At 69.3% G+C, this 23,390-nt stretch carries 23 protein-coding genes; 12 read left to right on the plus strand and 11 right to left on the minus strand.

Annotated features, from left to right (window positions below):
- Positions 1–290 precede the first annotated feature (290 nt).
- On the plus strand, positions 291–1,946 hold the full coding sequence (locus tag ACFWYW_RS17405; protein WP_379619955.1) for a DNA/RNA helicase domain-containing protein: 1,656 nt from the start codon (positions 291–293) through the stop codon (positions 1,944–1,946).
- Here ACFWYW_RS17405 and ACFWYW_RS17410 read toward each other — a convergent pair.
- Genes ACFWYW_RS17410 through ACFWYW_RS17425 form a run of 4 tightly spaced genes read right to left on the minus strand, consistent with a single transcriptional unit; the run spans position 1,915 to position 5,880 of the window.
- Positions 1,915–2,766, minus strand: a complete 852-nt coding sequence (locus tag ACFWYW_RS17410) for an endo alpha-1,4 polygalactosaminidase (protein ID WP_379619957.1) — start codon at positions 2,764–2,766, stop codon at positions 1,915–1,917. The two genes, ACFWYW_RS17405 and ACFWYW_RS17410, sit on opposite strands and share 32 nt — an antisense overlap.
- 1 nt (position 2,767) lies before the next feature.
- Complete coding sequence (locus ACFWYW_RS17415) at positions 2,768–4,084, minus strand: ABC transporter substrate-binding protein (RefSeq protein ID WP_379619959.1); 1,317 nt, start codon at positions 4,082–4,084, stop codon at positions 2,768–2,770.
- Between the two features lie 3 nt (positions 4,085–4,087).
- On the minus strand, positions 4,088–4,954 hold the full coding sequence (locus tag ACFWYW_RS17420; RefSeq protein ID WP_379619961.1) for a carbohydrate ABC transporter permease: 867 nt from the start codon (positions 4,952–4,954) through the stop codon (positions 4,088–4,090).
- Positions 4,951–5,880, minus strand: coding sequence for a carbohydrate ABC transporter permease (locus tag ACFWYW_RS17425; RefSeq protein WP_379619963.1), 930 nt, complete (start codon positions 5,878–5,880; stop codon positions 4,951–4,953). Before ACFWYW_RS17425 ends, ACFWYW_RS17420 begins: the two co-directional genes overlap by 4 nt.
- 160 nt (positions 5,881–6,040) lie before the next feature.
- Here ACFWYW_RS17425 and ACFWYW_RS17430 point away from each other — a divergent pair, with 160 nt between their 5' ends.
- The gene (locus ACFWYW_RS17430) at positions 6,041–6,931 is read left to right on the plus strand and encodes a carbohydrate kinase family protein (RefSeq protein ID WP_379619965.1); all 891 of its coding nucleotides are present in this window, start codon (positions 6,041–6,043) and stop codon (positions 6,929–6,931) included.
- Complete coding sequence (locus tag ACFWYW_RS17435; protein WP_379619967.1) at positions 6,928–8,196, plus strand: alpha-glucosidase/alpha-galactosidase; 1,269 nt, start codon at positions 6,928–6,930, stop codon at positions 8,194–8,196. Before ACFWYW_RS17430 ends, ACFWYW_RS17435 begins: the two co-directional genes overlap by 4 nt.
- Here ACFWYW_RS17435 and ACFWYW_RS17440 read toward each other — a convergent pair.
- From ACFWYW_RS17440 to ACFWYW_RS17450, 3 genes are read right to left on the minus strand one after another with little or no spacing between them, the layout of a single operon-like run.
- Complete coding sequence (locus ACFWYW_RS17440) at positions 8,176–8,967, minus strand: DeoR/GlpR family DNA-binding transcription regulator (RefSeq protein WP_379619969.1); 792 nt, start codon at positions 8,965–8,967, stop codon at positions 8,176–8,178. The genes ACFWYW_RS17435 and ACFWYW_RS17440 overlap by 21 nt on opposite strands.
- Positions 8,964–10,253: an alpha-glucosidase/alpha-galactosidase gene (locus ACFWYW_RS17445; protein ID WP_379619971.1), complete on the minus strand. Its 1,290-nt coding sequence runs from the start codon at positions 10,251–10,253 to the stop codon at positions 8,964–8,966. Before ACFWYW_RS17445 ends, ACFWYW_RS17440 begins: the two co-directional genes overlap by 4 nt.
- Positions 10,254–10,311: 58 nt before the next feature.
- Positions 10,312–11,307: an HNH endonuclease gene (locus ACFWYW_RS17450; protein WP_379619973.1), complete on the minus strand. Its 996-nt coding sequence runs from the start codon at positions 11,305–11,307 to the stop codon at positions 10,312–10,314.
- 94 nt (positions 11,308–11,401) lie between these two features.
- Here ACFWYW_RS17450 and ACFWYW_RS17455 point away from each other — a divergent pair, with 94 nt between their 5' ends.
- Positions 11,402–11,701 (plus strand): nucleoside triphosphate pyrophosphohydrolase, encoded by a 300-nt coding sequence (locus ACFWYW_RS17455; protein WP_379619975.1) that lies wholly within the window; start codon positions 11,402–11,404, stop codon positions 11,699–11,701.
- Positions 11,702–11,749: 48 nt separating this feature from the next.
- Positions 11,750–12,247, plus strand: coding sequence for a hypothetical protein (locus tag ACFWYW_RS17460; RefSeq protein ID WP_379619977.1), 498 nt, complete (start codon positions 11,750–11,752; stop codon positions 12,245–12,247).
- Between the two features lie 8 nt (positions 12,248–12,255).
- Here the strand turns inward: ACFWYW_RS17460 and ACFWYW_RS17465 are convergent, their stop codons facing one another.
- Together ACFWYW_RS17465 and ACFWYW_RS17470 are read right to left on the minus strand one after the other, a co-directional pair.
- Complete coding sequence (locus tag ACFWYW_RS17465) at positions 12,256–12,549, minus strand: hypothetical protein (protein WP_379619979.1); 294 nt, start codon at positions 12,547–12,549, stop codon at positions 12,256–12,258.
- 3 nt (positions 12,550–12,552) lie between these two features.
- Complete coding sequence (locus ACFWYW_RS17470; protein ID WP_379619981.1) at positions 12,553–14,286, minus strand: hypothetical protein; 1,734 nt, start codon at positions 14,284–14,286, stop codon at positions 12,553–12,555.
- Positions 14,287–14,417: 131 nt separating this feature from the next.
- On the opposite strand from ACFWYW_RS17470, the gene ACFWYW_RS17475 reads away from it, so the two are divergent.
- The 4 genes from ACFWYW_RS17475 to ACFWYW_RS17490 are packed head-to-tail and all read left to right on the plus strand — an operon-like array spanning position 14,418 to position 18,699.
- Positions 14,418–15,215, plus strand: coding sequence for a hypothetical protein (locus tag ACFWYW_RS17475; protein WP_379619983.1), 798 nt, complete (start codon positions 14,418–14,420; stop codon positions 15,213–15,215).
- A complete protein-coding gene (locus ACFWYW_RS17480; RefSeq protein WP_379619985.1) occupies positions 15,212–16,855 on the plus strand; it encodes a peptidoglycan-binding protein in 1,644 nt (547 codons plus the stop codon). Before ACFWYW_RS17475 ends, ACFWYW_RS17480 begins: the two co-directional genes overlap by 4 nt.
- Positions 16,848–17,537, plus strand: a complete 690-nt coding sequence (locus tag ACFWYW_RS17485; protein WP_379619987.1) for an ABC transporter ATP-binding protein — start codon at positions 16,848–16,850, stop codon at positions 17,535–17,537. The genes ACFWYW_RS17480 and ACFWYW_RS17485 overlap by 8 nt, the downstream gene beginning before the upstream one ends.
- Positions 17,524–18,699 carry an ABC transporter permease gene (locus ACFWYW_RS17490; RefSeq protein WP_379619989.1) on the plus strand — a complete coding sequence of 392 codons (1,176 nt, stop codon included), beginning with the start codon at positions 17,524–17,526 and terminating at the stop codon, positions 18,697–18,699. Before ACFWYW_RS17485 ends, ACFWYW_RS17490 begins: the two co-directional genes overlap by 14 nt.
- A gap of 15 nt (positions 18,700–18,714) precedes the next feature.
- Here the strand turns inward: ACFWYW_RS17490 and ACFWYW_RS17495 are convergent, their stop codons facing one another.
- A complete protein-coding gene (locus ACFWYW_RS17495; RefSeq protein WP_379619991.1) occupies positions 18,715–20,268 on the minus strand; it encodes a PucR family transcriptional regulator in 1,554 nt (517 codons plus the stop codon).
- 99 nt (positions 20,269–20,367) lie between these two features.
- Between ACFWYW_RS17495 and ACFWYW_RS17500 the strand changes: the two genes are divergently transcribed.
- Positions 20,368–20,892: a DinB family protein gene (locus ACFWYW_RS17500; protein ID WP_379619993.1), complete on the plus strand. Its 525-nt coding sequence runs from the start codon at positions 20,368–20,370 to the stop codon at positions 20,890–20,892.
- On the opposite strand, the gene ACFWYW_RS17505 is transcribed toward ACFWYW_RS17500, so the two are convergent.
- Positions 20,885–21,631: a TetR/AcrR family transcriptional regulator gene (locus ACFWYW_RS17505; RefSeq protein ID WP_379619995.1), complete on the minus strand. Its 747-nt coding sequence runs from the start codon at positions 21,629–21,631 to the stop codon at positions 20,885–20,887. The genes ACFWYW_RS17500 and ACFWYW_RS17505 overlap by 8 nt on opposite strands.
- A gap of 49 nt (positions 21,632–21,680) precedes the next feature.
- Between ACFWYW_RS17505 and ACFWYW_RS17510 the strand changes: the two genes are divergently transcribed.
- Both ACFWYW_RS17510 and ACFWYW_RS17515 read left to right on the plus strand, forming a co-directional pair.
- Entirely contained in the window at positions 21,681–22,619 is a 939-nt protein-coding gene (locus ACFWYW_RS17510; protein WP_379619997.1) for an ATP-binding cassette domain-containing protein, read from the plus strand.
- A complete protein-coding gene (locus ACFWYW_RS17515) occupies positions 22,616–23,389 on the plus strand; it encodes an ABC transporter permease (RefSeq protein WP_379620000.1) in 774 nt (257 codons plus the stop codon). Before ACFWYW_RS17510 ends, ACFWYW_RS17515 begins: the two co-directional genes overlap by 4 nt.
- Position 23,390: the final 1 nt, after the last annotated feature.

Raw genomic sequence — 23,390 nt, forward strand, 5'->3', positions numbered from 1 at the left:
CCAGCGCATGCTGGGCTTCCCCGGGAGGGACCATGAGCTCCCACCTGTTCGCGATTGTCGATGTGCTCAATAAACCACGACCGCCGCCGCGGGCGGCTCAAGTCTCGCAGGCGGTGTCGCTGCGGCATTCGCGCCGCTACGCTTTTGATGACCATGTGATGCGGCCCGACGGGCTTCCGCGGTCGTCCGGCTTCGGCCGGAGCGGATACGCCCCCACCCGCACGAGCGACTTCGTGCTGCCTGGGGGACGATCTGTGACGGCGCTGCGGCTGTCTGTGGAGAACCTGCTCGTGTCTCCGAACGAGGCCGCGTTCGCGGAGGTGATCGCCGAGCACGTGCGGGTGACGACGGGGCGCCGTGCTTCCCCGTCCGAGGTCAGGTCCTGGCAGCGGAGCCTGCCGGTCCTCGCCCGTGATCTGGCCGACGCGGGGTTGCGCAGGGTCGAGATGCTGGTGGAGTACAAGCTTCCGCTCACCAGCAGGCGGGCCGACGTGGTGCTCGCCGGTGTCCATCCGCGTACCGGCGAAGACTCCTATGTCGTCGTCGAGCTCAAGCAGTGGAGTCGTGCGGAGCCGTCCGAACTGGGTGAGCATCTGGTCATCGTGGACGGCATGCCGGGCGGGGAACAGCTTCACCCGGCCGAGCAGGTACGCCGCTACTGCGAGTACATGTGCGACTTCCTCGGAGCGCTCAACCCGAACGCCGTGCACGGAGCCGCGTACCCGCTGGTGAGTGAGAGTGTGTGCGAGCGGTCGGTCTTTCCGCTGCTCGACGAGCAGCGGGACGCCTACGAGTACGTGCGGGCGGCGGTGAACGCGAGCAAGCGGGGCGCGCCCAAGGAGGCGGTCCTGATCGTGGGCGGTCCGGGCACCGGGAAGAGCGTGATCGCCGTGGAACTGCTGGGCACCCTGAACCGGCACGGCATCCGTGCGGTGCACGCCACCGGGAGCAGGTCCTTCACGCTGACCCTGCGCGACAACGTCGAGAAGGTGAACCGCCGGGCCGCGCGCAGCTTCTCCTACTTCAACAGCTACACCCATGCGACACCGCATGACATCGACGTTCTGATCTGCGACGAAGCCCATCGCCTCCGGGAGACGTCCGACCGCCGCCGCCACTTCGACGGCCCGCGGCGGGAACGGTCTCAGGTGCAGGAGCTGATCGAGGCGGCCGCCGTACCGGTGTTCCTGCTCGATGAGCACCAACTGGTACGCCGTGGCGAGGTGGGCTCCGTTCGGCTGATCCATGACGCCGCGAACGACATGGGGGTGAGGGTTCAGCAGATCGACCTGCGCCACCAGTTCCGGTGCGGGGGTTGTCCGGAATATGTCGCCTGGGTGGAGCAGCTTCTGGGTCTGGGGTGGGAGCACGGGCCACAACAGTGGCAGTCTCTGGAGACCTTCGAGCTGTATGTCGCCCGTACTCCCGCGGACATGGAGGATTTTCTACGCGCCAGGCAGGGTGAGGGCCGCACTGCCCGGATGGCGGCCGGCTTCTGCTGGCCGTGGAGCGACCCTCTGGCTGACGGGACCTTGGTGGAGGACGTTCAGATCGGTGACTGGCGCCGCCCCTGGAACTCGCGCTCCGAGCGGGAGAAGAACGGTGTCCCTCCGTCCAGTCTCTGGGCCACCCACCCGGCGGGGTTCGGGCAGATCGGCTGCATCTACACCGCTCAGGGCTTCGAGTACGACTACGCGGGCGTCATCTTCGGAGAGGATCTGGTCTGGAGGGGCGAGGGATGGCAGGCGAACCGGCAGGCGAACAAGGATTCCCAGGTGAATGGCGCGCCCCGGTTCGGTGAGCTGGTCCGCAACACCTATCGGGTCCTGGCCACCAGGGGAATGTCCGGAGCGGTGCTGTTCTCGAAAGACCCGGAGACCAACCACATGTTCGAGCGGCTCGGCATTCCCTTGGTCAGCGGCAGGGGGTCCAGGGGGTTGCGTTGAGGGCGAGGGTTTTGAGGATGGTGCTGCGGGAGGCGGTGTTCGCGGGTGGGCAGGATTCGCGAGCCGACGCGCCTTCGTCGGTGTACTCGATCTGGAAGACAGGCTTTCCGGCGTCCAGGAAGGTGTCGAGGACTTCGCATTCGTCCCAGGCCTGGCAGCTTTCGTTCACCGCGTAGTCGAACCAGTCGACCAGCGCGTCCACCTGGTCGAGGTCGTTTTTCAGGCCTACGGACAATCCGTGGGAGTGCGCGATGTCGGCCAGTGCCTTGTTGTACGCGAGCTGGTGGGCGCCGGTCAGGGGGAAGCCGGTGTTCTTGTTCTGGAAGGCGTCCACGTTGTCGAATTCGACGGAGTCGAAGCCTGCCTGGGCGCATTTGGCGACTCTGGCCTTCATGATGGGCAGCAGGATGTCGCGCTTGCGGATGTCGAGCCATTTCTCGCCCGGCCAGTTGTCGAGGTCGTTGCCCTTCACGGAGGCCGGGAAGCTGTTCTTGTCGGGGCGCCAGTCCTCCCAGCTTCCTGCCGACACATAACAGATGGCGTGGCCACCGGCGGCGTGGATGGCGTTGACGGCCGTCTTGTTCGGGGTCACCTTGTCGGGGCCGTAGAGGTCGATGTTGTAGACGTTGGGTTTCACGCAGGCGCCTCCGGTGTACGGCACGGCGCAGAGGTTGAGGCGGATGCCGCCGACCGTTCCAGCCCCGGTGGCCGTGGGCTGCAGCTGGTACTGCCAGCGGTCCGACGTCGAGGGGACCCAGTCGGCGGGAGCCGGGCTCAGCAGGGTGGTCAGTAAGAGGGAGGTCAGGGCGAGGAGGTTCATGTCATCCCCTTTCGAAGAGGGCGTTGACCTGGGTGTTGGCCGTGGTGAGTGCGGAGGGGGCGTCCTTTTGGCCCAGCCACACCTGTTCCAGCGCGGTGCCGACGATCTCGTTGATCTGGTCGGCGTGGTCGCTCACCGGGAGCAGGAACGTGCCGTCCTTGTCGTTGGCCTGGTCGACGAAGAGCTTCACGTCGCGGCCCGCCGCCTCGTGTGCCTGGAGCGCCTTGTCCGATGAGGAGGTGATGGCGGGGAAGACGACGGCGGCCTTGGCGACGATGTCCTGGCAGGCGGCGGAGCCGAGGAACTTGACCCACTTCCAGGCGGCGTCCTTGTGCTTGGTGCCGGCGTAGATGGAGTCGGCCAGGCCGTTGATGGCGGATTTACGGCCCAGCGGGCCCTTGGGCAGCGGCGCGAAGGCGAACTTCCCCTCCTTCGCCCCCAGGTAGGTGGTGATCATCCAGGAGCCGGTGACGCCCATCGCGCCCTTGCCGGAGGCCAGGACGGCGTCGGTGCCCAGAGTGCTGGTCTTGTCGTAGGGGGCGACGTAGCCCTTTTCGATCAGGCGTCGGTACCAGGCCGCGGTTTCGGCCAGCTTGGGGTTGTCGTAGAAGTACTTGGTGCCGAACGGGTTCTTGTCGATGAAGGAGAAGCCGTTGGAGACCGCCAGGTTGGCCCAGGTGTTCTGGCCGAGGGAGCCGTCGTTGAGCTCGGGCACCATGCCGTACGTGGCGACCTTGGTCTTGTCGAAGCCCGGCTCGTCGCCCCGTTTGCCGTTCTTGTCGATGGTGAGGCGGGCTATGGCCTTCTCGTAGGTGCCGCCGTCGGCGGGGTTCCAGGTGAGGTTCGAGAGGTCTACTCCGGCCTTCTTCACCAGGTCGGTGTTGTAGATGACGGCCATGGTGTCCCAGTCCTTGGGCAGGCCGTATCTTCCGCCGTCCTTGACCCAGGATTCGGCGAGGCCGGGGCGGTACTGCGCCAGGTCCACCTTGTCGGCTTCGACCATGGGCTGGAGGTCGAGGAGCTGGCCGTTCTTGACGAACTGGGGGTAGTAGGACGCCTGCAGGGTGATGACGTCGGGGGCGCCGCCGGCGACCATCTGGGTGGTGAGGTTCTGCCAGTACTGGTCCCAGGCGTGCTGGGTGATCTTGATGGTGATGTCGGGGTTGGCCTGGGTGAAGGCGTCGGCGCACTGCCGGTAGGCGGGTTGCTGGATGTCGTCCCAGAGGCCGTAGGTGAGCGTCACCTTGCCCGGAGTCTGCTGGGCGCCGCCGCAACCGGCCGCCGCCAGCAGTGCGAGCACCAAAATGCCTCGCTTCATGATTTATCCCTTCATTCCAGAGAACTGGATCGAATCCACCAGGCGGCGGCCGAAGACGGCCACGAGCAGCAGCACGGGGATCACCGACAGCACCGAGCCGGCCATCAGGCCCGTCCAGTCGGGGTGGGTGTTGGGCGACTGCTTCAGGAAGAGGCCGAGCGCGGTGGTCAGCACGCGGGTGTCCTCGCCGGGCGCGACGAGCAGGGGCCACAGGTAGTCGTTCCAGGTCCAGACCGCGGTGGTGAGCGCGAGCGTGAACAGCGGGCCCTTGGTCATGGGCAGGACGACGCGCCAGAAGATGGTCCATTTGGTCGCGCCGTCGATCAGCGCGGCCTGCTCGACCTCGCGGGGGAAGCCGAGGAAGAACTGGCGGAGGAAGAAGACGGCGAACGGGGTCATCAGCAGGCTCGGGGCGACGAGGCCGGCCGTACTGTCGAGCAGACCCAGCTCTTTGACCAGCACGAAGTTGGGCAGCAGCGTGAAGATCGGCGGGACCATCAGCGCACCCACGAACAGGCCGAACAGGACGTCGCGCCCGAAGAAGTGCAGGCGGGCGAAGGCGTAGCCGGCCATTCCGCAGAACAAAGTCTGAAATATCGTGATCAGGCCCGTGTAGGCGATCGAGTTGCCGAGATAGCGGAAGAAGTCCAGCTCCGCACCCGATCCCCCGGCCGCCCGCGACTCCTCGGGGCTCACCAGCCCCAGAACCCTCTCAAAGTTAAACAAAGTAGGGTTTTGCGGGAAAAATCCGGAATTGTCCCCAGCCAGCTCCCTCCCAGGCGTGATCGCCGTCCTGATCATCCAGTACAGCGGGAACAGCGAGATGACGATGGCCAGGATCAGGCAGGCCCACCCGAGTGCGCGTCTCATGACAGGTCCGAGGTCGAGGCGCGCAGAAGGCGCAGTTGTACGAAGGTCAGCACGCCCAGCACGAGCACCAGCGTCAGCGCCATGGCCGAGGCGTAGCCCATCTGGAAGTTCGTGAAGGCCCGCTGGTAGATGTAGAAGTAGATCACCCGGGTGGCGTTGACCGGCCCGCCGCCCGGCTTGGTGGCGACCGCGACGGTGTCGAAGACCTGCACCGCCGTGATCAGCGAGATGACCAGCACGAACGCCAGGATCGGCCGTAGCAGCGGCAGCGTGACCTTGAAGAACAGCCGCAACTCCCCCGCGCCGTCGATCGCGCTCGCCTCGTAGATCTGTTTGGGGATCAGCAGCATCCCGGCGTAGAGCAGCAGCGCGGTGTAGCCGGTCCCGCTCCACGAGTTGATCAGCGAGATGCTCGGCAGCGCGAGGCCGGGCGAGGTCAGGAAGCCCTGGTTGTCCAGCCCGAGGCCGACGAGCAGGTGGTTGACGAAGCCGAGGTTGGCGTCGAGCAGCCACATCCACAGCAGCGCGGTGGTGACGCCCGGAACCAGCCAGGGCACCACGAGCAGCGTCCTGACCACCAGGGATCGGGTCAGCCTGTGCAGCAGCGCCGCGAGCAGCAGCCCGAGGCCAACCTGGACGACCACCGTCATGACGACGTAGAACCCGGTGACCTTCATGGCGTTCCAGAACAGCGGGTCGCCGACCAGCCGCTCGTAGTTGTCGAGGCCGACGAACTCGGGCTCCGACAGCATGTTCCAGTCGGTCATCGAGAACCAGGCGCCGCGTACCGCCGGATAGAGGTAGAACACCCCGAACCCCACCAGGACGGGAGCCAGGAAGACGAGCGCGAGCCGGCCGTCGCCCCGTTTACGTGCCGGGGGTGCGGCGTGTTTGACGGCCGCCGGCCGTACCAGCGTCGACGTCATCGGCGCCCGCCGTTCGGCGGCGGGCAGTCTGGGCCGGGCATGGGACCTCCTGGCGGGGGGATTGCGTTGGAGCCCATCATGATGACTTTCGAAAACTTGTCAATGCCTCCGGAAACGAAAGTATTGACAAGTTACTGAAGGCGCTGCGATGGTCCGGGGCATGGACTTCGACCTACTCGTCGTCGGTGACGCCAACCCGGACGTGATCGTCACCGGCGCGCCCCGGGTCCCCGCCTTCGGTCAGCGCGAAGAACTCGTCGAGGCGGGACGGCTGACGCTCGGCGGCTCCGGGGCGATCACCGCGTGCGGCGCGGCCCGGCTCGGTCTGCGGACCGCCTTCGCCGGGCGGGTGGGCGATGACGCGGCGGGCCGGTTCGTCCTGGACGAACTGGAGAAACGCGGCGTGGACGTCTCGTCCTGCGTGGTGGATCCTGACGCGGAGACGGCGCTCACGGTCGTGCTCACCGACGGGACCGACCGGGCCATTCTGACCGCCACGGGCTGCCTGGATCGGCTGACGGTCGCCGACATTCCGGACGGTCTGCGGGCCGCCCATGTGCACGTCTCATCCTATTTTCTGCAGCCGGGGCTGGGCTCGGGGCTGGCGGAGTACTTCCGCACGGTCGCGTCCACGACCTCGCTCGACACCAACGACGACCCGTCCGGCCAGTGGAAGGGCCTGGACGAACTGCTCGCCGTCACCGACTATTTCCTGCCGAACGACCGCGAGGCGCTCGCCGTCACCGGCGCCGCGACCGTGGAGGAAGCGGCGGCCGAGCTCGCCAGGATCACGACGCCGGTGATCAAGTGCGGCGCCGAGGGCGCCCTCGCCGTGCACGACGGCGCCGTGATCCGCGTCCCCGCCACACCGGCCCGGGTCGTGGACACCGTGGGCGCCGGAGACAGCTTCAACGCGGGCTTCCTCGCCGCGCGGGCGAACGGCCTCGCCGTACGGCGGAGCCTGGCCGTGGCCGCGAAGGCGGGAACCCTCTCGACCCGAGCCGCGGGGGGCACAGCGGCGCAGCCCACCTGGGAGGAAGCCACTTCATGAAGATTGTTTTCGTCGGCGCGGGCAGCGTCGTGTTCACGCAGGGCCTGCTGGCCGACCTGATGGCCTTTCCGGAGCTCAAAGACGCCCATATCGCCCTGCACGACATCGACGCCGAGCGTCTGGAGGTGGCCGAGGCGGTCGCGCGGCACGTCGGGGTCACCAACCTCAGCGCGAGCCTCGACAGGAAGTACGCGCTGGAGAACGCCGACTTCGTGATCAACATGATCCAGGTCGGCGGGCACGCGGCGACCGTGACCGACTTCGAGATCCCCGCCCGCTACGGCCTGCGCCAGACCATCGCCGACACCATCGGGGTCGGCGGGGTGTTCCGCGCGCTGCGCACGTTCCCCGTGCTCGACGCCCTGGCCGCCGACATGAACGCGGTCTGCCCCGACGCCTGGCTGCTGAACTACACCAACCCGATGGCCATGAACGTCTGGTACCTGTCCGGCAAGGTGCGCAACGTCGTCGGATTGTGCCACTCGGTCTACTGGACCATGCACGATCTGGCCGCGCTGGTCGGCGTGCCGTACGAGGAGGTCACCTACCTCGCCGCGGGCGTCAACCACCAGGCCTGGGTGCTGCGCTTCGAGCGTGACGGCGAGAACCTCTACGACCGGCTCGACGTACGCGACCCCGAGCTGAGCCGGCGGGTCCGGGTGGAGATGTTCCGCCGGTTCGGCTACTACCCGACCGAGACCAGCGAGCATTCCGCCGAGTACCTGCCGTGGCTGCTCAGGCACGACAGCGAGATCGAACGGCTGCGCATCCCGGTCGGCGACTATGTCCGCATCAGTGCGGAGAACCTCGCGGAATACGGGCGCACCCGCGACGCCGTACAGCATGGGCGGGCCCTGACCGTCGAGGGCACGAACGAGTACGCCCCGCAGATCATCCACAGCATCGCGACCGGCACGCCACGGATCGTCTACGGCAACGTCGTCAACGACGGCCTCATCTCCAACCTGCCCGCGGGCAGCGTGGTCGAGGTTCCGTGCGCGGTCGACGGCGGCGGCGTGCGGCCGACCAGGGTGGGCGCGCTGCCGCCGCAGTGCGCGGCGCTCAACCAGGCCTATGTCAGCGTCGCGGAACTGACCGTCCGTGCCGCGCTGGAAGGGCGTCCCGATCATGTACGGCATGCCGTCATGGTCGACCCCAACGCCTCGGCGACCCTGCCGCTGGCGGACATCTCCCGCATGTGCGACGACCTGACCCGGGCGCACTGGGACCTGCTGCCCGACTCCCTACGCCAGCTGAACCTCTAGCCCGCCCGCCCGCAACGACTCCACGACCACGGGATCGGCCTGCTCACCGGTGATGAGCAGGTCGACGCCGTTCAGCGGGCAGATCGGGGCCATCTCGATCACGCCGAGCTTCGTGGAGTCGGCGACCATGATCCGCCGGGCGCCCGCCTTGAGCATGCGCTGCTTCATCTCCGCGTCGGGCAGGTTGACGTTGGTGAACCCGCCCTCCGGGTGCACCCCGCCGCAGCCGAGGAAGACCTTGGCCGCCCGCACGCCCTCCAGGAGCTTGCTCGCCAGCGGGTCCACCAGCGAATGCTGGGCCCGGCGCAGGCTGCCGCCGGTCACGATGATCGCGAACCGCGGGAGCGCGGGCTCCAGCTCCAGCGCGGTACGCAGCCCGTTGGTGAACACCGTCACGTCGGTCAGATCGGTACGGGCCACCATCTCCCTGGCCACGTACGTGGTCGTGGTGCCTGCGCCCATGAGCACGCTGTCACCGGAGCGCACCAGGTGGGCGGCGAGCTTGGCGATGTGAGCCTTCTCGACGGCGGCGGCGCCGAGTGACTGCTCGAACGATGGTTCGCCCGGGGCCGCCGGTGGGCCCGCCGCCACCGCTCCGCCGCGGACCCGTCGTACCTTGCCGTGCTCTTCGAGCGCGTCGAGGTCCGCGCGGACGGTCACGCTCGACACGCCGAACGCCTCGGCGAGCTCGGCCACCCGCGCGAACTCCTGCTCCATGAGCAGGCCGAGCATGCGCTCGCGCCGCACCTCCGTGGGCACGGGCTCGGTCATCGGCGCACCCCTTCCGGCATGAGGTCGCCGTGGGCGTCGATCAGCTCGTCGCACAGCGCCTCGATGGCGTGTAGCGGCAGCGTCGCGGCGGTGTTGGGGTCGACCATCGCGGCGTGGTGGACGTGCCGCCTTTCGCCGTCGAGTACGGCCCGCACGGTCAGCTCCACCACGTTCTGGAAGGTCCGGTTGAGCGCGACGAGCTGGACCGGGAGCTCGCCGATCCGCTTGGGGTGGATGCCGGTGGCGTCGACCAGGGCCGGGACCTCCACGCAGGCCTCGCGCGGCAGGTTCTCGATGAGGCCCTCGTTCGGGACGTTGACGTAGACCTCCTTGGGCTGGCCGGTCAGCATGGCCAGCATCGCCACGGAGGCGGGCTCGGGGTGGTGCCAGCGCACCAGCAGCGAACGTCCCGCCGACAGCGCGCGCCTGGTCTCCTCGTATCGGTGCAGGGACTGGCCGCTGCGCCTCAGGTACTCCTCGACCTGGACGCCGAGCCGCGAGGTCTCGTCCTTGTGCCGCATGAACCAGGGGAAGTACTCGGCCGCGTGCTCGCTCGACTCCGTCGGGAAATATCCGAAACGCCGGTAGATCTCCACGCGGACATGCTGATCGTCGGCGGCCAGGGCGGCGTCGAGCTCCGGATAGAGCGAGCGCCCTTCCGCCTCGAACCGCAGCACGAACGACTGGTGATTGAGCCCCGCGGTGACGAACTCGACCTCGTCAAGCCCTCTTCCCACCAGGTCGGCAAGATAGAGGTGGGTGTCGCAGACCGAGTGGCAGGAGCCGGCGAACCGGGTGAAACCCGTGGCGAGCTGCACCGCCAGACCGGTCATGGCCATCGGATCACTGCAGCTCAGCAGCCACGCCTCGGGGCACAGCTCGGCCATCTCGTGACCCAGCTCGACGAACGTCGGGATGCCGCGCAGACCGCGGAAGATGCCGCCTATGCCGATGGTGTCGCCTATGGTCTGGCGCAGGCCGTACCGGTGGGGGATCTCGAAGTCCTTGAGCGTGGCCTCGAACCCGCCCACGTCTATGGCCGCCACCACGAAATCCGCCCCAGCCAGCGCCCGCCGCCGCTCGGCACTCACGCTGATCACGGCCCGCGCGTCCGCCTCGGCATCCAGCGACCTGACCAGCGCCTCCGCCGTCGCCCTCAGCCCAGGGTCGGCATCATGAAGCACGACCTCGAGTTGCCCGCGAAGGGCCGGGGTGAGCAGCAGATCAGAGAGCACGCGCCGAACCAGCTCAACGTCGCCCAGCCCGACGAGAACGATCCGTCGCATCGCCCACCTCCTGTGCTGAGCAATCTAGACGACCCCCACGCCTTCACGGTACGGCTCGCTACCCGAGCTGGTCGCGTACCCCCTGGATGAAGTCCCACCATCCGCCCCGGAAGCCGTGCCGCTTCAGCGTGAGCTGGAGGGTGCGCTTCAGCGGATGGGGCGACAGCATGATCGCCTCGTTCCGCATGGCCAGCCGGGTGAGCTGACCGGGTGTGGGCGGCTGGTTGCTCTTCTGGGCGTTGCAGGGCCGGTGCGCGGGGGCGAGGTTCCAGATCGCGTCCAGGTCGATGGCGGGCATGAGGCGCCTGAACGAGTACGGGAACACGTGGTCGACCGCGATCTCGTCGACGCCGGGGATAAGCGGATCACCGCAGATGCCGCAGCGGCCATGCTGGAACCCGATGACGGCTTCGGTGACTCCGGCGACCGGGCGCCGCCGTTCCTTGTCGGTGATCCGCAGCGTCTGCAGATCGACCGCGACCCCCTCCTCGACCAGGCTTCTGCCCACGCCCGCGGCGAACGACATCTCGACGATGCTCCACCGCGCCGCCAGCTCCGCCCGCAAGCTCGGTCGCTGCTCGGACAGCGCGACCTCGAGAAGCGGCCCCGTCAGCCTGACCACCCGCTCGCGAGCAGACCCCGTGACTTCATAGAAGCGATGAGGCACCTCGGCGCCGCCGTCACCGCGCAGCCGGTGAAACTTCCGCATCACCATGGCGGGCATCGACTTCATCGCCGCGGCCAGCAGCTTCTCCGTAGGCGCGCCGAGCTGCATGGACTCGGCCGCCTCCTCCCGAGCCACCGCCAGGAAGTCCGCCCCGGCGGCCACGACCTTGGGTGACGCCTGCGGCGCCTGGGCCAGATGCTCCACCAGACTCATCGCGTACGGCCCGGCCAGATCCTTGAGCAGGATGTCGCCACGCCCTTCGGCCGCGGCCCCCAGCAAAGCCTCACCCAGGGCGAACTTGTAGGTACGCACGTTGGCGCCCATGAGCACCGCCAGCCGCCATGAGGTTCGGGCGGTCGGCTCCTCGCGGAAGAACTCCACAGTCATCCCGACATACCAGCCTTGATCACGATATTTGATCGTTTCAGGGTAGTTCGCGATCACCGAGGATTGTCACTGCGACTCGGTAGGCTCGCGCGTCATGGGCAAGCTGGTGCGGGACAACATCCCGGAGATCATCCGACAGAACGGCGGCGAGCCGGCCGTTCGCGTGCTCGGCCCGGCGGAGTATCGCCGGGCTCTGGTGGAGAAGCTGTTCGAGGAGTCCGCCGAACTGCGTGACGCCTCGGCCGGGGAGGTCGCCGGGGAGATCGCGGATGTGTACGAGGTGCTGCGGGCCATCGCCACCGCCGACGGGCATGACTGGGACATGATCGAGAAGGTGGCCGCCGCCAAGCGTGCGGAGCGGGGGGCGTTCCGGGATCGGCTCTACCTGGCGTGACGCCTTGACAGGTGTACGCGGGAGTACGGGTTGGGTAGTGTCCCGGTCGTGCGCCCAGACATTCGACGACTGGCAGCCGCAGCAGCGCTCGTTTCCCTTATCGGGGTAACGGGCTGTTCAGGGGATCCTGCGAAACCCGGTTTGGATGAGGCCGCGAAACTGCTGGTCGCGGAAGGCGACCGGATACTCGCCTCTCAGGACCTGGCCTCCTCGGGTTCGGCCGCTGCCACGGAACGAGCGGATCGCGACAGCGAAGTGGGATGCCTGAAAGGTCAGATCCAGCGATTCTTCCGTGCCGAGGGCGATTTCAAGGACCCGCCCTATGTGCCCGCGCCGAGCAACGCCGTAGGCCTGATGGCGAGTGCGCTACGGCTGCGTAGTTACGAAGTGGTTGTGGATAAGTCGGATCTTGGTGATGAAAATCTGGGGACCGCGGTATTGCGGCACCCGACCACCGGGATCACCTTCCTGATTGCCGTGCGTACCGCGCAGAAACCCAACATCATGATCGTCGGCAAGACCAGCTGCTACGAACGCAGTGGATGACCTCAGTCTCAGATGGTCAGCTGAGCTGCCTCGGTACGCGCGAGCTGGGCTTGCTTGCGCAGGCGGTCGGCAGTGGACGCGCAACTCTCCCGTAGCAGGTCGATCTCGCGATGCAGCTGGGCGGCCCGAGAGGTGAAGCGGTCCGAGGACGGCCCCTTCCAGAAGGTTTCGACTTCCCGAGGCCGTGCCAGAGCGCCGGAGAAAACCTTGTCCAGGTCTTCGGCGTACTGGATGAACGCGGTCGCGAGCAGTTCTTTTTCCGCGGCCTGTCGAAGCAGCTCACTTTGGCTGGGGATGGTCATTTCTCATCCTCCCCGCTGTTCCAGGGCCTTGAGCAAGGCATCGTAGAGCCGACCGCGGAACGCCATGCGAACCTCGTTCTCCTGAGCCGCCGTCAATGGTTTCTGGCCGTGCTGCGTCAGTGAATCCTGCACCCACTCAGCCTGCCGCGCAACAATGCCATCCGCAACGGTTTCCGCCGTGGCCGGAGTCTTCTTGTCGAGATAGTCGGTAATCGCCTCTTTCACACCATCTTTCGCCGCGTCCAGGCCGATGTCGCGGCCGGTGGCTGTCGCAGGGTTTTGGATGGGCCAGTATTTGTTGGAAAGCCATGAAACAGGCAGCAACGCCACCCCCGCCACCCAATCCGCATACTCGTCGTCAGCCCACTCCGCATACGTGGTCCCGCTCAACATCAGGTTCGCCGCTCCCCCGGCCAGCGCCGCACGGGACGTGTACTGGTCCTGGGTGGCCTCGTCGCCGAAGGGGCGGAAGCGGCCGATGTCGAGGCTCAACGTGTAGTCCTGGGAGGCTTTCATCAGCAGCTTCGCCGCGTCCGCGTCCTGCATCAGGACGCCTGCGAAGCGGGAGGCGTCGTCGGGGGTGAGGGTGTCCCAGGGGGTCGTGGGGTAGATGGCGGTCAGTTCGGGTGAGTCGCGTTTGGACTGGGCGCGGGCCAGCTGGTCCAGGTAGGGGCCTATGTTTCTGGCCAGGGTTTCGCTGATCGGCGAGTCTCTCCAGATGCCCCAGTCGGTGGAGATCCACGGGCTGTTCTCGGCGCCCAGAGTGCGGATGATGTTGAACATCGCCTGGTCGCGGTGGGGGCCCTGGGTCAAGGCCTGGTTCAGGGTGGCGGCCAGCTTGATCTGGAGGCCGTCTATGCCGCTGAGCTGGACGCGCTGGGGGTGCAGCAGCCATCCTGCGGCGTTCTTGTCGGTGGCCAGCAACGACTGCAGGGCGGCGGGGTCGTGGGCGTAGGCGTCGATCAGGGCGTTCAGGTTCCAGTTGGGGCTGGTGGGGAGGTCGGCGGCCAAGGGGCGGCCCAGGACTCTGGTGGCCACCTGGTTCAGGAGTCCGCTTGACGGGCGGGACAGCGTGATCAGTGCGGTCAGGACGCCTGGCTGGGTGGTTTTGAGGAAGGCGGCCAGCCATTTCGCGTCGAGGCGGCCGGCTCGTTCGGCGTTCGCGTACGCCTGGGCCAGCGGACCCAGGCCGCTCTGCTGGAGGACGCCGGGAGGCAGGCCCTTGTCCATGGCCGGGCCCCTGTTCTTCATCCAGAGCATGAACAACGCGCGGAACCTGTCGGGGCCGAGGGCGTTCAGCAGGGCGGCGGCGTAGGCGGGGTCGGTCAGGTGGGATTTCGCGGCGGCTGCTGCCGCGGTGACCGCGCGCCAGGTCTCCACCGTGTGGTCGAGTTCGAGGTTGTTCAGGGCGTCGGCTATGCGGCGGCCGTCGGCCGTGCCCTGGCGGGCCGCCTCCGTCTCGCTGATGAAAGGCAGGGATCCGCTCAGCAGGCCGGTGCCGGGGACCATTTGCCGGAGCGTGTCCACGCGCCATTTCAGATCGCGCTGGGTCTCGTCGAGAAAGGCCCAGGATTGGTGCATGGCCGTGGCGCCGGAAGGGCCGGTCCAGGAGGGGCCGGCTTCGGCGATGGCCGCTTCCAGGCCGGGCCTGGCGCGGCCCAGAACGGCCTGGCCCCCGGCCATTTCCCGCATCAGTTGTTCCGCCCGGCGGGGGTCGATCCCGACGAACTCCCCCATGGCCCCTCCCCGAGGCTGTGGCTACAAGGGAGGAGTCAAGCACACCGTCAGAGCACGGTAAATGCCAACTGATACACGGCCGATACACGGGCACTACGGGGCGGATGAACGCGGGGCCCAGAGTGTCCGGCATGAAGAAGCGACTGGCCGTCTGCGGCCTGCTGGGGCTGGCGCTGCTGGCGGGGTGCGGTGCAGAGAGTACGGCTGCCGCCCCGGAATCCGGGGGGAAGGACAAACGGCACGAGCGGGAAACACTGATCGCGGACTGCATGAAGCAGAAGGGCTTCAAATATGTGATCCACGTGCCGCCGTTCAAACAGTCCGACCTTCAGAAGCGGGTGGCGAGCGGCGACTACGCGAGTTTGAAGGAGGTCCGCTCCAAGCATGGGTACGGGGCCTTTTCCCGGTTCGTCTACAAAGACGAGGGGGGCGAGCCGGAGAGGAAGGATCCCAACGAGGCCGTCAAGGCGGGGTTGGACAAGGGGCAGCGGGAGGCGTACGAGCTGCAGGTGAAGACCTGCTACACCACCGCGGTCAAGCAGGTCTTCGGGTTCGAGGTGAAGTCCTTGGCCGACTTCTCGGACCTGACGGCCAAGGAGATCGAGAGGGTGGACAGGGAGCTCAACGGCGACGCCAAGCTCAACGAGCTGGCCGGGCCGTTCGCGCAGTGCCTGACCGGCAAGGGGGAGAAGGTCAGCTCCAGCAAGCCTCTCGACCTGGTCAACAGGGGTCCGATGGAGTGGGAGGAACTGGTCGCGAAGCAGAAGGAGCCCTCGGCGGCGCAGGCGCGGCCGTACCTGACGAGAGAGATCAAGTCGGCGCTGACCGACCTGGAGTGCGGCAAGGAGTTCTATGCCGCCTTCAACCCTCTGAGCACGCGGCTCAACTCCGAGGCGCGGATGAAGTTCGGCTTCCTTCCGCAGTCGTGAGAAAGAAGAAGCTGCTGCTGGTCGTGCTGGCCGGCGTCGTCGTGGTCGCGGGGGCCGGCTGGGGGGTGAGCACGCGGCTGCGCTCGCCGGCGGACGAGGCCGCGCTGCGCACGCCGCCCAAGCCCTCGCTGGTCACCGCACTGGTGGAGCGCCGCAAGCTGGTCAGCACCGTGGTCGTCGCGGGCACTCTGGAGTACGGCTCGCCACAGCCGATCATGCTGGCCGGAGTCGTCGGCGGCAGCGAGACGCTGCAGCGCGCCACCCGTGTCCCACGGCCGGGCAAGGTCAGGGACGGCGGGACGCTCATGGAGGTGAACGGCCGCCCGGTCTTCGCCTTCACCGGCAAGGTGCCGATGCACCGCACGCTGGCACCGGGTACCAAAGGCGACGATGTCCGGCAGTTGCAGCGGGCGCTGCGGGTGCGGGTGTCGGGGGTGTTCGATCCGGCCACGGTCGCGGCGGTGACGCGCTTCTACGCCAAGAAGGGGTACGCGGCGCAGCAGCCCACGATCGAGGCCAGGCAGCGGCGTGACGAACTTCGCCGGGCCGTACAGACTGCTCAGGAAGTGCTGGCCGACCAGCGCAAGGCGCTGGAGCAGGGGCGGGACGTGGGGCCGCTCAAGCTCAAGCTGGCCAACGCCAAGCAGGACCTCCGGGATGCCGGCCGGGCTCTGGACGAGGCGGCCCACTTCACCCCCGAGGACGCGGCCAAGGTGGAGGCGGCAGAGGCCGCCGTACGGACGGCTGAGGAGAAGCTGCTGGAGGCCGAGCAGGAGGCGAACCGGCCGGAGCCCAGCCCCACGCCGACCCCGTCGGACGGCAGGCTGAAGGAGCTGCGCGTCGCCAACGCGCGCGCCGACCTGGACGCCGCGCACCGGGCGCTCGACCGCGTCCGGGTGGAGGCGGAGCAGGCGCGCGAGCGGCGGCTGACCGAGGCGCGCAAGGCGGTACGGCTCGCCCGCGAGGCCCTCGCCACGGCCGGCCAGGCGTTGCGGCAGGCCAGGCAGCTGTCCCCGGTCAAGCTCAAGGTGGCAGGGGCGCAGAAGGACCTGGCCGCGGCCAGGGCGATCCTCGCGGAGTACACGCTCACCTACGGCACGACCGTTCCCGCCGGCGAGGTGGTGTTCCTGCCGAAACTGCCGGCCCGGCTGCACAAGGCGGCGGTCAAGGCGGGCGGGGTGGTGGACAAGGCGTTCGCCACGGTGACGAGCTCGACGTTCGTGGTGTCCGGCTCGGTCGAGACGGCGGAGGCGAAGTTGTTGAAGCGCGGGCTGGCGGCGGTCATCGAGACCGAGGCGGGCAAGGCCATTCCCGCCACCGTCAGCTCGGTAGGAGCGGGCAAGGCCAAGCTCGGCTCGGAGGCGGTGCTGATCACGCCCAGGTCGATGGCCGGGCTCAAGGGCCTGTCCGGCGCGGGCGTCACCGTGCGGGTGACGGTCGGCGCGACGCGGGAGAAGGTCCTGTCGGTGCCGGTCGCGGCCGTGGTCACGGCGGCGGACGGCCGGCCCCGGGTGCAGGTCGAGGTCGGTAAGGACCGCACGAAGGAGGTCGAGGTACGCACCGGGCTGACCGCCGACGGCGACGTCGAGGTGACCGGCGAGCTCAAGGAGGGCGACCGGGTGGTGGTCGGCGGTGCCTGAGGCGGTGCCTGAGCCGGTGATCGAGCTGACCGGGCTGACCAAGGAGTTCCCCACCGACCCGCCGGTGCTCGGGCTGTCGGAGGTGTCGCTGCGCGTGGGCGCGGCCGACTACGTGGCGGTGGTCGGCCCGTCCGGATCCGGCAAGTCGACGCTGCTGAACGTGCTGGGCATGCTGGACCGCCCCACCTCGGGCAGCTACCGGCTGGACGGCATCGAGACCACGTCGATGCCCGACAGCGCGCGGACCAGACTGCGCGGCAGCCGTATCGGCTTCGTCTTCCAGTCCTTCCATCTGCTCGCGCACCGCAGCGTGGTGGAGAACGTCATGCTGGCCGAGGTGTACGGCGGGCGCGACCGCAAGAACCGCAGAGCCCGCGCCCTGGAACAACTGGACCGGGTCGGCCTCTCCCACCGGGTCGACTTCCCGCCCGAACGGCTGTCCGGCGGCGAACGCCAGCGCGCCGCCATCGCCCGCGCCCTGCTCGGCGAGCCCTCGCTGCTGCTGTGCGACGAGCCGACCGGCGCTCTTGACAGCAAGAACACCGAGGGCGTGCTCGCCCTGTTCGACGACCTGTGCGCGCAGGGGATGACGATCGTCGTCATCACCCACGAGAACGAGGTGAGCGGCCGGGCTCGACGCCGGCTGCGGATCACGGACGGAGTGCTCAGTGAAGATCCTTGACCTGTGGGCCGAGGCGGCGGCCGGCCTGCTGGCCCGTCCCGTCCGCTCGGCGCTGACCGCTTTGGGGACCGTGCTGGGCATCGCCACCCTCGTCATCACGCTGGGCACCGCCGCCACCGCCGGCAACCAGATCGTCGGCCGCTTCGACGAGCTGACCGCGACCTCCGTCACCGTGGACGTCCCGGGCGACGACCATCCGCTGGTCGGGTGGGGCGACGTGGAAGAGGTGACGCGCCTGCGCGGGGTGACCTCGGCCGCCGCGGTGGCCGAGGCCAAGGAGAGCGCCAACATCAGCGTCCGGGCCAACGAACTCGTCGATCCCAGCCGGATGACCGAGCTGACGCTGACCGTGGTCGCCAGCAGTCCCGGTCTGCCCGCCGCGGTCAAGGGCCGCATGGTCCAGGGCCGGTACTTCGACGCCGGGCATCTGGCCCGCGGGGACAAGGTGGTGGTGCTGGGCGAGCGGGCGGCGCAACTGCTCGGGGTGACACGGCTCGACCGCGCTCCGGCCGTGTTCATCGGTACGCACGCTTACACCGTCATCGGGGTGCTCGGCGACCTGCGGCGGGAGAAGAGCCTGGGCAGCGCGGTCCTGCTGCCGCCCACCATCGGCCAGCGCTTCGGCCTGCGCGAGGTGACCCGCGTGCTGATCAACACCAGCATCGGCGCGGCCGACCTGATCGCGAAGCAGGCACCGCTCGCGCTCAGCCCCGGCAACGCGGCCATGCTGCAGGTGACCGCCCCGCAGAGCCCGACCAGGGCACGCGACGGGGTCGAGAACGACGTCAACGCGCTCTTCCTGATCCTCGGCCTGGTCTCGCTCGTCGTGGGCGCGGTCGGCATCGCGAACGTCACGCTGGTCACGGTCATGGAGCGCGTCACCGAGATCGGCCTGCGCCGCGCGCTGGGCGCGGCCCGCCGCCATGTCGCCGCCCAGTTCCTGCTGGAGTCATCGCTGACCGGCCTGACGGGCGGCGTGGTCGGCGCGTCCGTGGGGGTGGTGGCGATCGTGGTGATCTGCGCGATCAAGCAATGGACCCCCGTGCTGGACGTACGGCTGGCCGTCGTGGCACCGGTCGCAGGCGCCCTGGTAGGCCTCCTGGCCGGCCTCTACCCAGCCCTGCGCGCCGCCCGAATGGAACCCGTAGACGCCCTACGCTGACACCGCGACGGGGGATCAGGGGTGGGGGTGGGTTAGGCGGAGGCGGAGCCAGGTGGTGAGGCGGGCGTCGGGGGTGGAGAGGTCGTAACCGGAGGATTCCAGGCGCCGCAGCCGGTAGCGGAGGGTGTTGGGGTGGACGGCCAAGGTCGCGGCGGCGGCGCGGATGTCGCCGTGGGCCTCCAGCCAGGCCGTGACCGTCTCCTCGCCCGAAGGCGGGGTGAAGGTGTGGAGCAGGAGGTCCGGGTGGGCGGACAGCAGGGATTGGAGTTCGATGAGGGCGGCGGCGGGCCGTACCTCGTCGATGGTGGCCACCCGCGCGCCCGAGGAACGCAGCACGGTGAGCACCAGGTCGGCGTGGCGCAGGGAGACGGTCAGGGTGTCGGCCGTCGCGAGGGAGCCCACGGCGGCGGTCAGGTGGTGGCGGGGGGCCAGGCGGCGGGCCAGGTCGGCGGCGGTGTCGCGGGCGGTGCGGAGGTCGGGCGCCGGCAGGAGGCAGTAGACGGTGTGGTCGCGCAGGACGCACGCGGCCGAGCGGCGGTAGGCGTCCAGGTAGGTGGCCACGGCGTCGAGCAGGTGCTCGGGCTGGCCCTGTGAGGTGATGGCCAGGACCGCCAGGCCGGTACGGGGCAGGCCCAGGCGTCGGCAGGCGGCGGCGTCGCCGTCCAGGGCGTCGCCGACCAGGCGGCCGCGGCGTTCGCGGTCGGCGTCGCGGGCGGTGCGGGCCCTCAGCAGGTGGGCCCCGGCCAGGCGGGCGAACTCCTCCGCGAGCACGAGGCGCTCTTCCGGCAGTCGCTCGTGGCCTTCGAGTATCCAGAGCATGCCGAGCGGCTCGGGTCCGCTGCGGATGCCCACGCCGATGCGCCAGACGCGCTGCTCCGGGTGGTCGAACGGCTCGCCGGTGTGAAAGCGCAGCGCCTGCTGGGTGGTCAGGAGCAGGCGGCGGGTCTCGCGCGGCGCGTTGGAGGCGGGCACGGATTTGGTGAGGATGACCTGGCGCTGGAGTTCGTCGTTGACCTGGCCGGGCACGGCGGAGTACGCCAGCAGACGCCATTCGGTGTCCAGGATGCCCACGGGCCGGTCGAACGTCTCGGCGATGACGTTGACCAGCGCGTTCAGGTCGCCGAGCGGCACGCTGCCGAGGTCACGGCCCGGGGCTTCGAGCAGGCCCGGGGCGGAGATCAGGCTGTCACCGAGCAGCACGGCGTCCTCGACCATCGTGTGCAGGAGGCTCCACGGCATCTGCGTGTGCAGCGCGACCAGGGCGATCCCGGCCGCGCGGGCGGCGGGCGCCAGCCGTTTCGCGGCGGCCGCGTCGGCGCGCACCACCGCCGCCGCGGCGCCGGTCAGGCCGTGTAGCGTCGCCTCGGCGTCCGGCGAGCCGGCGGTCAGGCCGACGAGCAGGACCAGCGTTCCCGGGCGGGGCGCATCGCCGAGCACCGGGTCCAGGATGGCGGGCCCCGACACCGGCACGTCCGCGCCGTGCGGCGCCTCGACGACCGTGACGTACTGCGGGCCGATCCGCTCGATCACCTGGGCGAGCGACGGCTCCAGATATTCGACCTGCTCCATCCTTGAAGTATCGGCCAAGGAAGGGGATGCCTCATCGTCGGATCGGCCAAATGTTTATCCCGTTGGCGGGCGCGGGCCGCGTGCCTAGGATCGGTGACCATGGTCACCAAGCGCGCTGAACTGCTCGTCCATCAGCTCGACATCGCCTGGGCGCTGTTCGAGTACCACCTTGACGGGCTCGACGACGAGGCGGCGCTCTGGGAGCCGGCCACCCACAGCTGGAACGTCCGGCTCGGCGCGGACGGGCGCTGGATGGCCGACTGGGCCGACAGCGAGCCGGACCCCGTGCCGGCGATGTCGGCCGGCTGGGTGATGTGGCACATGGGCTACTGGTGGACGACCACGCTGGGCCACTGCTTCGGTGACGGCGCGCCCGAGCGCGAGGAGATCGTGTGGCCGGGCGGCGCCGCCGCGGCGGCCGAGTGGCTGCGCGGGCTCAAGGACGCCTGGCGCGAAGGGCTGCTCGGGCTCACCGACGCCGAACTCGACTCCGGCGACAAGGTCGCGAAGCTGCCCTGGGGGCAGGGCCAGACGATGGCGGGCGTCGCCGGATGGCTGATCGTGGAGCTGACGAAGAACGTCGCGGAAGTGGGGTACGTCCGCATCCTGCGCGCGGCTAGCTGACGCCGCCCCGGCGGGCGATCAGCTGCTCCACGCCGTCGAGCAGCAGGTTGAGGCCGAACAGGAAGTCGTCGTCGTCCACCCAGCCCTCGGCGCCGGAGAAGACGCCGCCGCGCACGGCGGCCGACAGGGCGGGGTAGGTCGCCGGGTCGAGGACCTCGGCGAGCGCGGCGCCGAACTCGTCGGCGCCGGAGATCCCGGCCTTCTCGTACGCGGGATCGCCGGCCCCGTAGACCACGGCGGCGTCGGTCAGCGCGTACCCGGTCAGGGTGCTGGCCACGTTGATCCGCTCACCGTCGTCCAGCCCGGTGCCGTCGAGGGCGGCCAGCAGGCGGTCGAGCCAGAGCAGCCGGCGCGGGCCCATCGGCGGCACGAACGGGCTGATCGCCAGCACCCACGGGTGTTCGAGGATGATGTCGCGCTGGGCGCGGGTCCAGGTGGCGAGGTACTCGCGCCATGGCCGCCCCGCCGGGTCGGGCGGCAGCGGCGCCACGGCGTCGGCCATCGCGGTGAGCAGGTCTTCCTTGCTGCCGACGTAACGGTAGAGCGCGGTCGCCGCGACCCCCACGCGTGAGGCGACGCTCGCCATCGACACTCCGCCGATGCCGTCGGCGTCGGCGAGCTCGATGGCGGCGGCGGTGATCATGGCCAGGTCGAGTCGTGGCCGCGGCCCCCGGCGCGGCGCGGGCTCGCGGCCCCACATCCGCTCGATGACGGGGGGCAGTGGCCGTTCCTGGTCCATCGAGGTCCTCCCTTGACTCACTCCTAGGATTCTGCATTATCTTAAAACTATGAACGTCATACACAGTACGTCATTCACAGATGCCATCGTGGCGCGGGGGCTGGTGAAGTCGTTCGGGGACACGCGGGTGCTCGGCGGGATCGACCTGACCGTGCCCACGGGCTCGCTGCTGGCGCTGCTCGGGCCCAACGGGTCGGGGAAGACGACGACGGTGCGCATCCTGACCACGCTCCTGGCTCCGGACGGCGGCAGCGCGGTCGTGGGCGGGCACGACGTGGTGCGGGACGGCGTCGCCGTACGCCGGGCCATCGGCCTGACCGCCCAGCAGGCCACCGTGGACGACCTGCTCACCGGCAGGGAGAACCTCGAACTGTTCGCCGGCCTCTACCACCTCGGCCGCCGCCAGGGCCGGCGGCGGACGCAGGAGCTCCTGGAGCGTTTCGACCTGGCCAACGCCGCCAACCGCCGCGTAGGCACCTATTCGGGCGGCATGCGCCGCCGCCTCGACCTGGCGGCCAGCATGGTCGCGGCGCCGCGCATCCTCTTCCTCGACGAGCCGACCACGGGCCTGGACCCCCGCAGCCGGGTGGAGTTGTGGGCGGTGATCCGCGAACTGCTCGCCACAGGGACGAGCATCCTGCTGACCACGCAATACCTGGAGGAGGCCGACCAGCTCGCCGACCGGGTCGCGGTGATCAGCCGGGGCCGGGTCGTGGCCGACGACTCCCCCGAGGCGCTGAAGCGCCAGGTGGGCGCAGAGCGTCTCGTGCTGCGCCTGGCGCCGGCGGACGTGCCGCGGGCGAGCGCCCTGCTGTCCGCTCTGGGCGGGGCGGACCCGGCCGAGATCACGCTGGCCGTCCAGGGTCCCGGCCACCTCCGGCACACCCTGGACGAACTGCACCGGGCGGGCATCCCGGTCGAACGCGTCGAGCTGCGCACACCCACACTCGACGACGTCTTCTTCGAGCTCACGGCGGTGGCGGCATGAGCGCGCTGACCGCCGCGGCCGACCTGCGCCGCCTGGTCGGCCGCGACCTGCGCCGCGAGCTGCGCACCCCGGACAGCCTGATCGTCAACCTCGCGCTGCCGGTGATCATCATGCTGTTGTTCGTGTACGTGTTCGGCGGCGCGATCACCACGGGGTCGAGCGGGCTGGACTACATCGACTTCGTCGTGCCCTCCGTCCTGCTGATGTCCGGCGGGTACGGCTCCGCCCTCACCGCCGTGGCCATAGCCGACGACATGACCGGCGGCATGATCGACCGCTTCCGCACGCTCCCGATCAGCGGCTGGACGGTGCCGGCCGGGCACGTGGTGGCCTCGGTGGTGCGCAACATGGTGGCGTCCGCGATCGCGCTGGCAGCGGCGGTCGCGCTCGGCTTCCGGCCCTCGGCCTCGCTCGCCGAGTGGGCCCTGGTGCTGGCGCTGGTGGCGGCGTACCTCCTGGCGATGTCGTCGCTGGCGGTGATCTGGGGGCTGGCCGTGCGCTCGACGCAGGCGGCCGGGGCGTTCAGCTTCGTCGTGCTCTTCCTGCCGTACCTGTCCAACGGGGTGGTCCCGGCCGAGACGATGCCGCCGGTGCTGCGCGCCTTCGCCACCCACCAGCCGGTCACGTCCGTGGTGGACACGCTGCGCGCGCTGCTCCTGGACCAGCCGATGGGCTCGTCGGCGGCGCTGGCGGCCGCCTGGCTCGGGGGCGCGGTCGCGGTCAGCATCCCGATCGCGGCCGTCCTGTTCAGGCGGCGGACCGCCAGATGAG

This window comes from Nonomuraea sp. NPDC059023 (assembly GCF_042740095.1).
GTDB lineage: Bacteria > Actinomycetota > Actinomycetes > Streptosporangiales > Streptosporangiaceae > Nonomuraea.

Coding starts and splice junctions, on each gene's coding strand:
- ACFWYW_RS17515 (WP_379620000.1), top strand. CDS start 22,616: ATGAGCGCGCTGACCGCCGCGGCCGACCTGCGCCGCCTGGTCGGCCGC.
- ACFWYW_RS17500 (WP_379619993.1), top strand. CDS start 20,368: ATGGTCACCAAGCGCGCTGAACTGCTCGTCCATCAGCTCGACATCGCC.
- ACFWYW_RS17505 (WP_379619995.1), bottom strand. CDS start 21,631: ATGGACCAGGAACGGCCACTGCCCCCCGTCATCGAGCGGATGTGGGGC.
- ACFWYW_RS17475 (WP_379619983.1), top strand. CDS start 14,418: ATGAAGAAGCGACTGGCCGTCTGCGGCCTGCTGGGGCTGGCGCTGCTG.
- ACFWYW_RS17510 (WP_379619997.1), top strand. CDS start 21,681: ATGAACGTCATACACAGTACGTCATTCACAGATGCCATCGTGGCGCGG.
- ACFWYW_RS17455 (WP_379619975.1), top strand. CDS start 11,402: ATGGGCAAGCTGGTGCGGGACAACATCCCGGAGATCATCCGACAGAAC.
- ACFWYW_RS17450 (WP_379619973.1), bottom strand. CDS start 11,307: ATGACTGTGGAGTTCTTCCGCGAGGAGCCGACCGCCCGAACCTCATGG.
- ACFWYW_RS17445 (WP_379619971.1), bottom strand. CDS start 10,253: ATGCGACGGATCGTTCTCGTCGGGCTGGGCGACGTTGAGCTGGTTCGG.
- ACFWYW_RS17415 (WP_379619959.1), bottom strand. CDS start 4,084: ATGAAGCGAGGCATTTTGGTGCTCGCACTGCTGGCGGCGGCCGGTTGC.
- ACFWYW_RS17440 (WP_379619969.1), bottom strand. CDS start 8,967: ATGACCGAGCCCGTGCCCACGGAGGTGCGGCGCGAGCGCATGCTCGGC.
- ACFWYW_RS17425 (WP_379619963.1), bottom strand. CDS start 5,880: ATGACGTCGACGCTGGTACGGCCGGCGGCCGTCAAACACGCCGCACCC.
- ACFWYW_RS17435 (WP_379619967.1), top strand. CDS start 6,928: ATGAAGATTGTTTTCGTCGGCGCGGGCAGCGTCGTGTTCACGCAGGGC.
- ACFWYW_RS17465 (WP_379619979.1), bottom strand. CDS start 12,549: ATGACCATCCCCAGCCAAAGTGAGCTGCTTCGACAGGCCGCGGAAAAA.
- ACFWYW_RS17495 (WP_379619991.1), bottom strand. CDS start 20,268: ATGGAGCAGGTCGAATATCTGGAGCCGTCGCTCGCCCAGGTGATCGAG.
- ACFWYW_RS17410 (WP_379619957.1), bottom strand. CDS start 2,766: ATGAACCTCCTCGCCCTGACCTCCCTCTTACTGACCACCCTGCTGAGC.
- ACFWYW_RS17430 (WP_379619965.1), top strand. CDS start 6,041: ATGGACTTCGACCTACTCGTCGTCGGTGACGCCAACCCGGACGTGATC.
- ACFWYW_RS17420 (WP_379619961.1), bottom strand. CDS start 4,954: ATGAGACGCGCACTCGGGTGGGCCTGCCTGATCCTGGCCATCGTCATC.
- ACFWYW_RS17470 (WP_379619981.1), bottom strand. CDS start 14,286: ATGGGGGAGTTCGTCGGGATCGACCCCCGCCGGGCGGAACAACTGATG.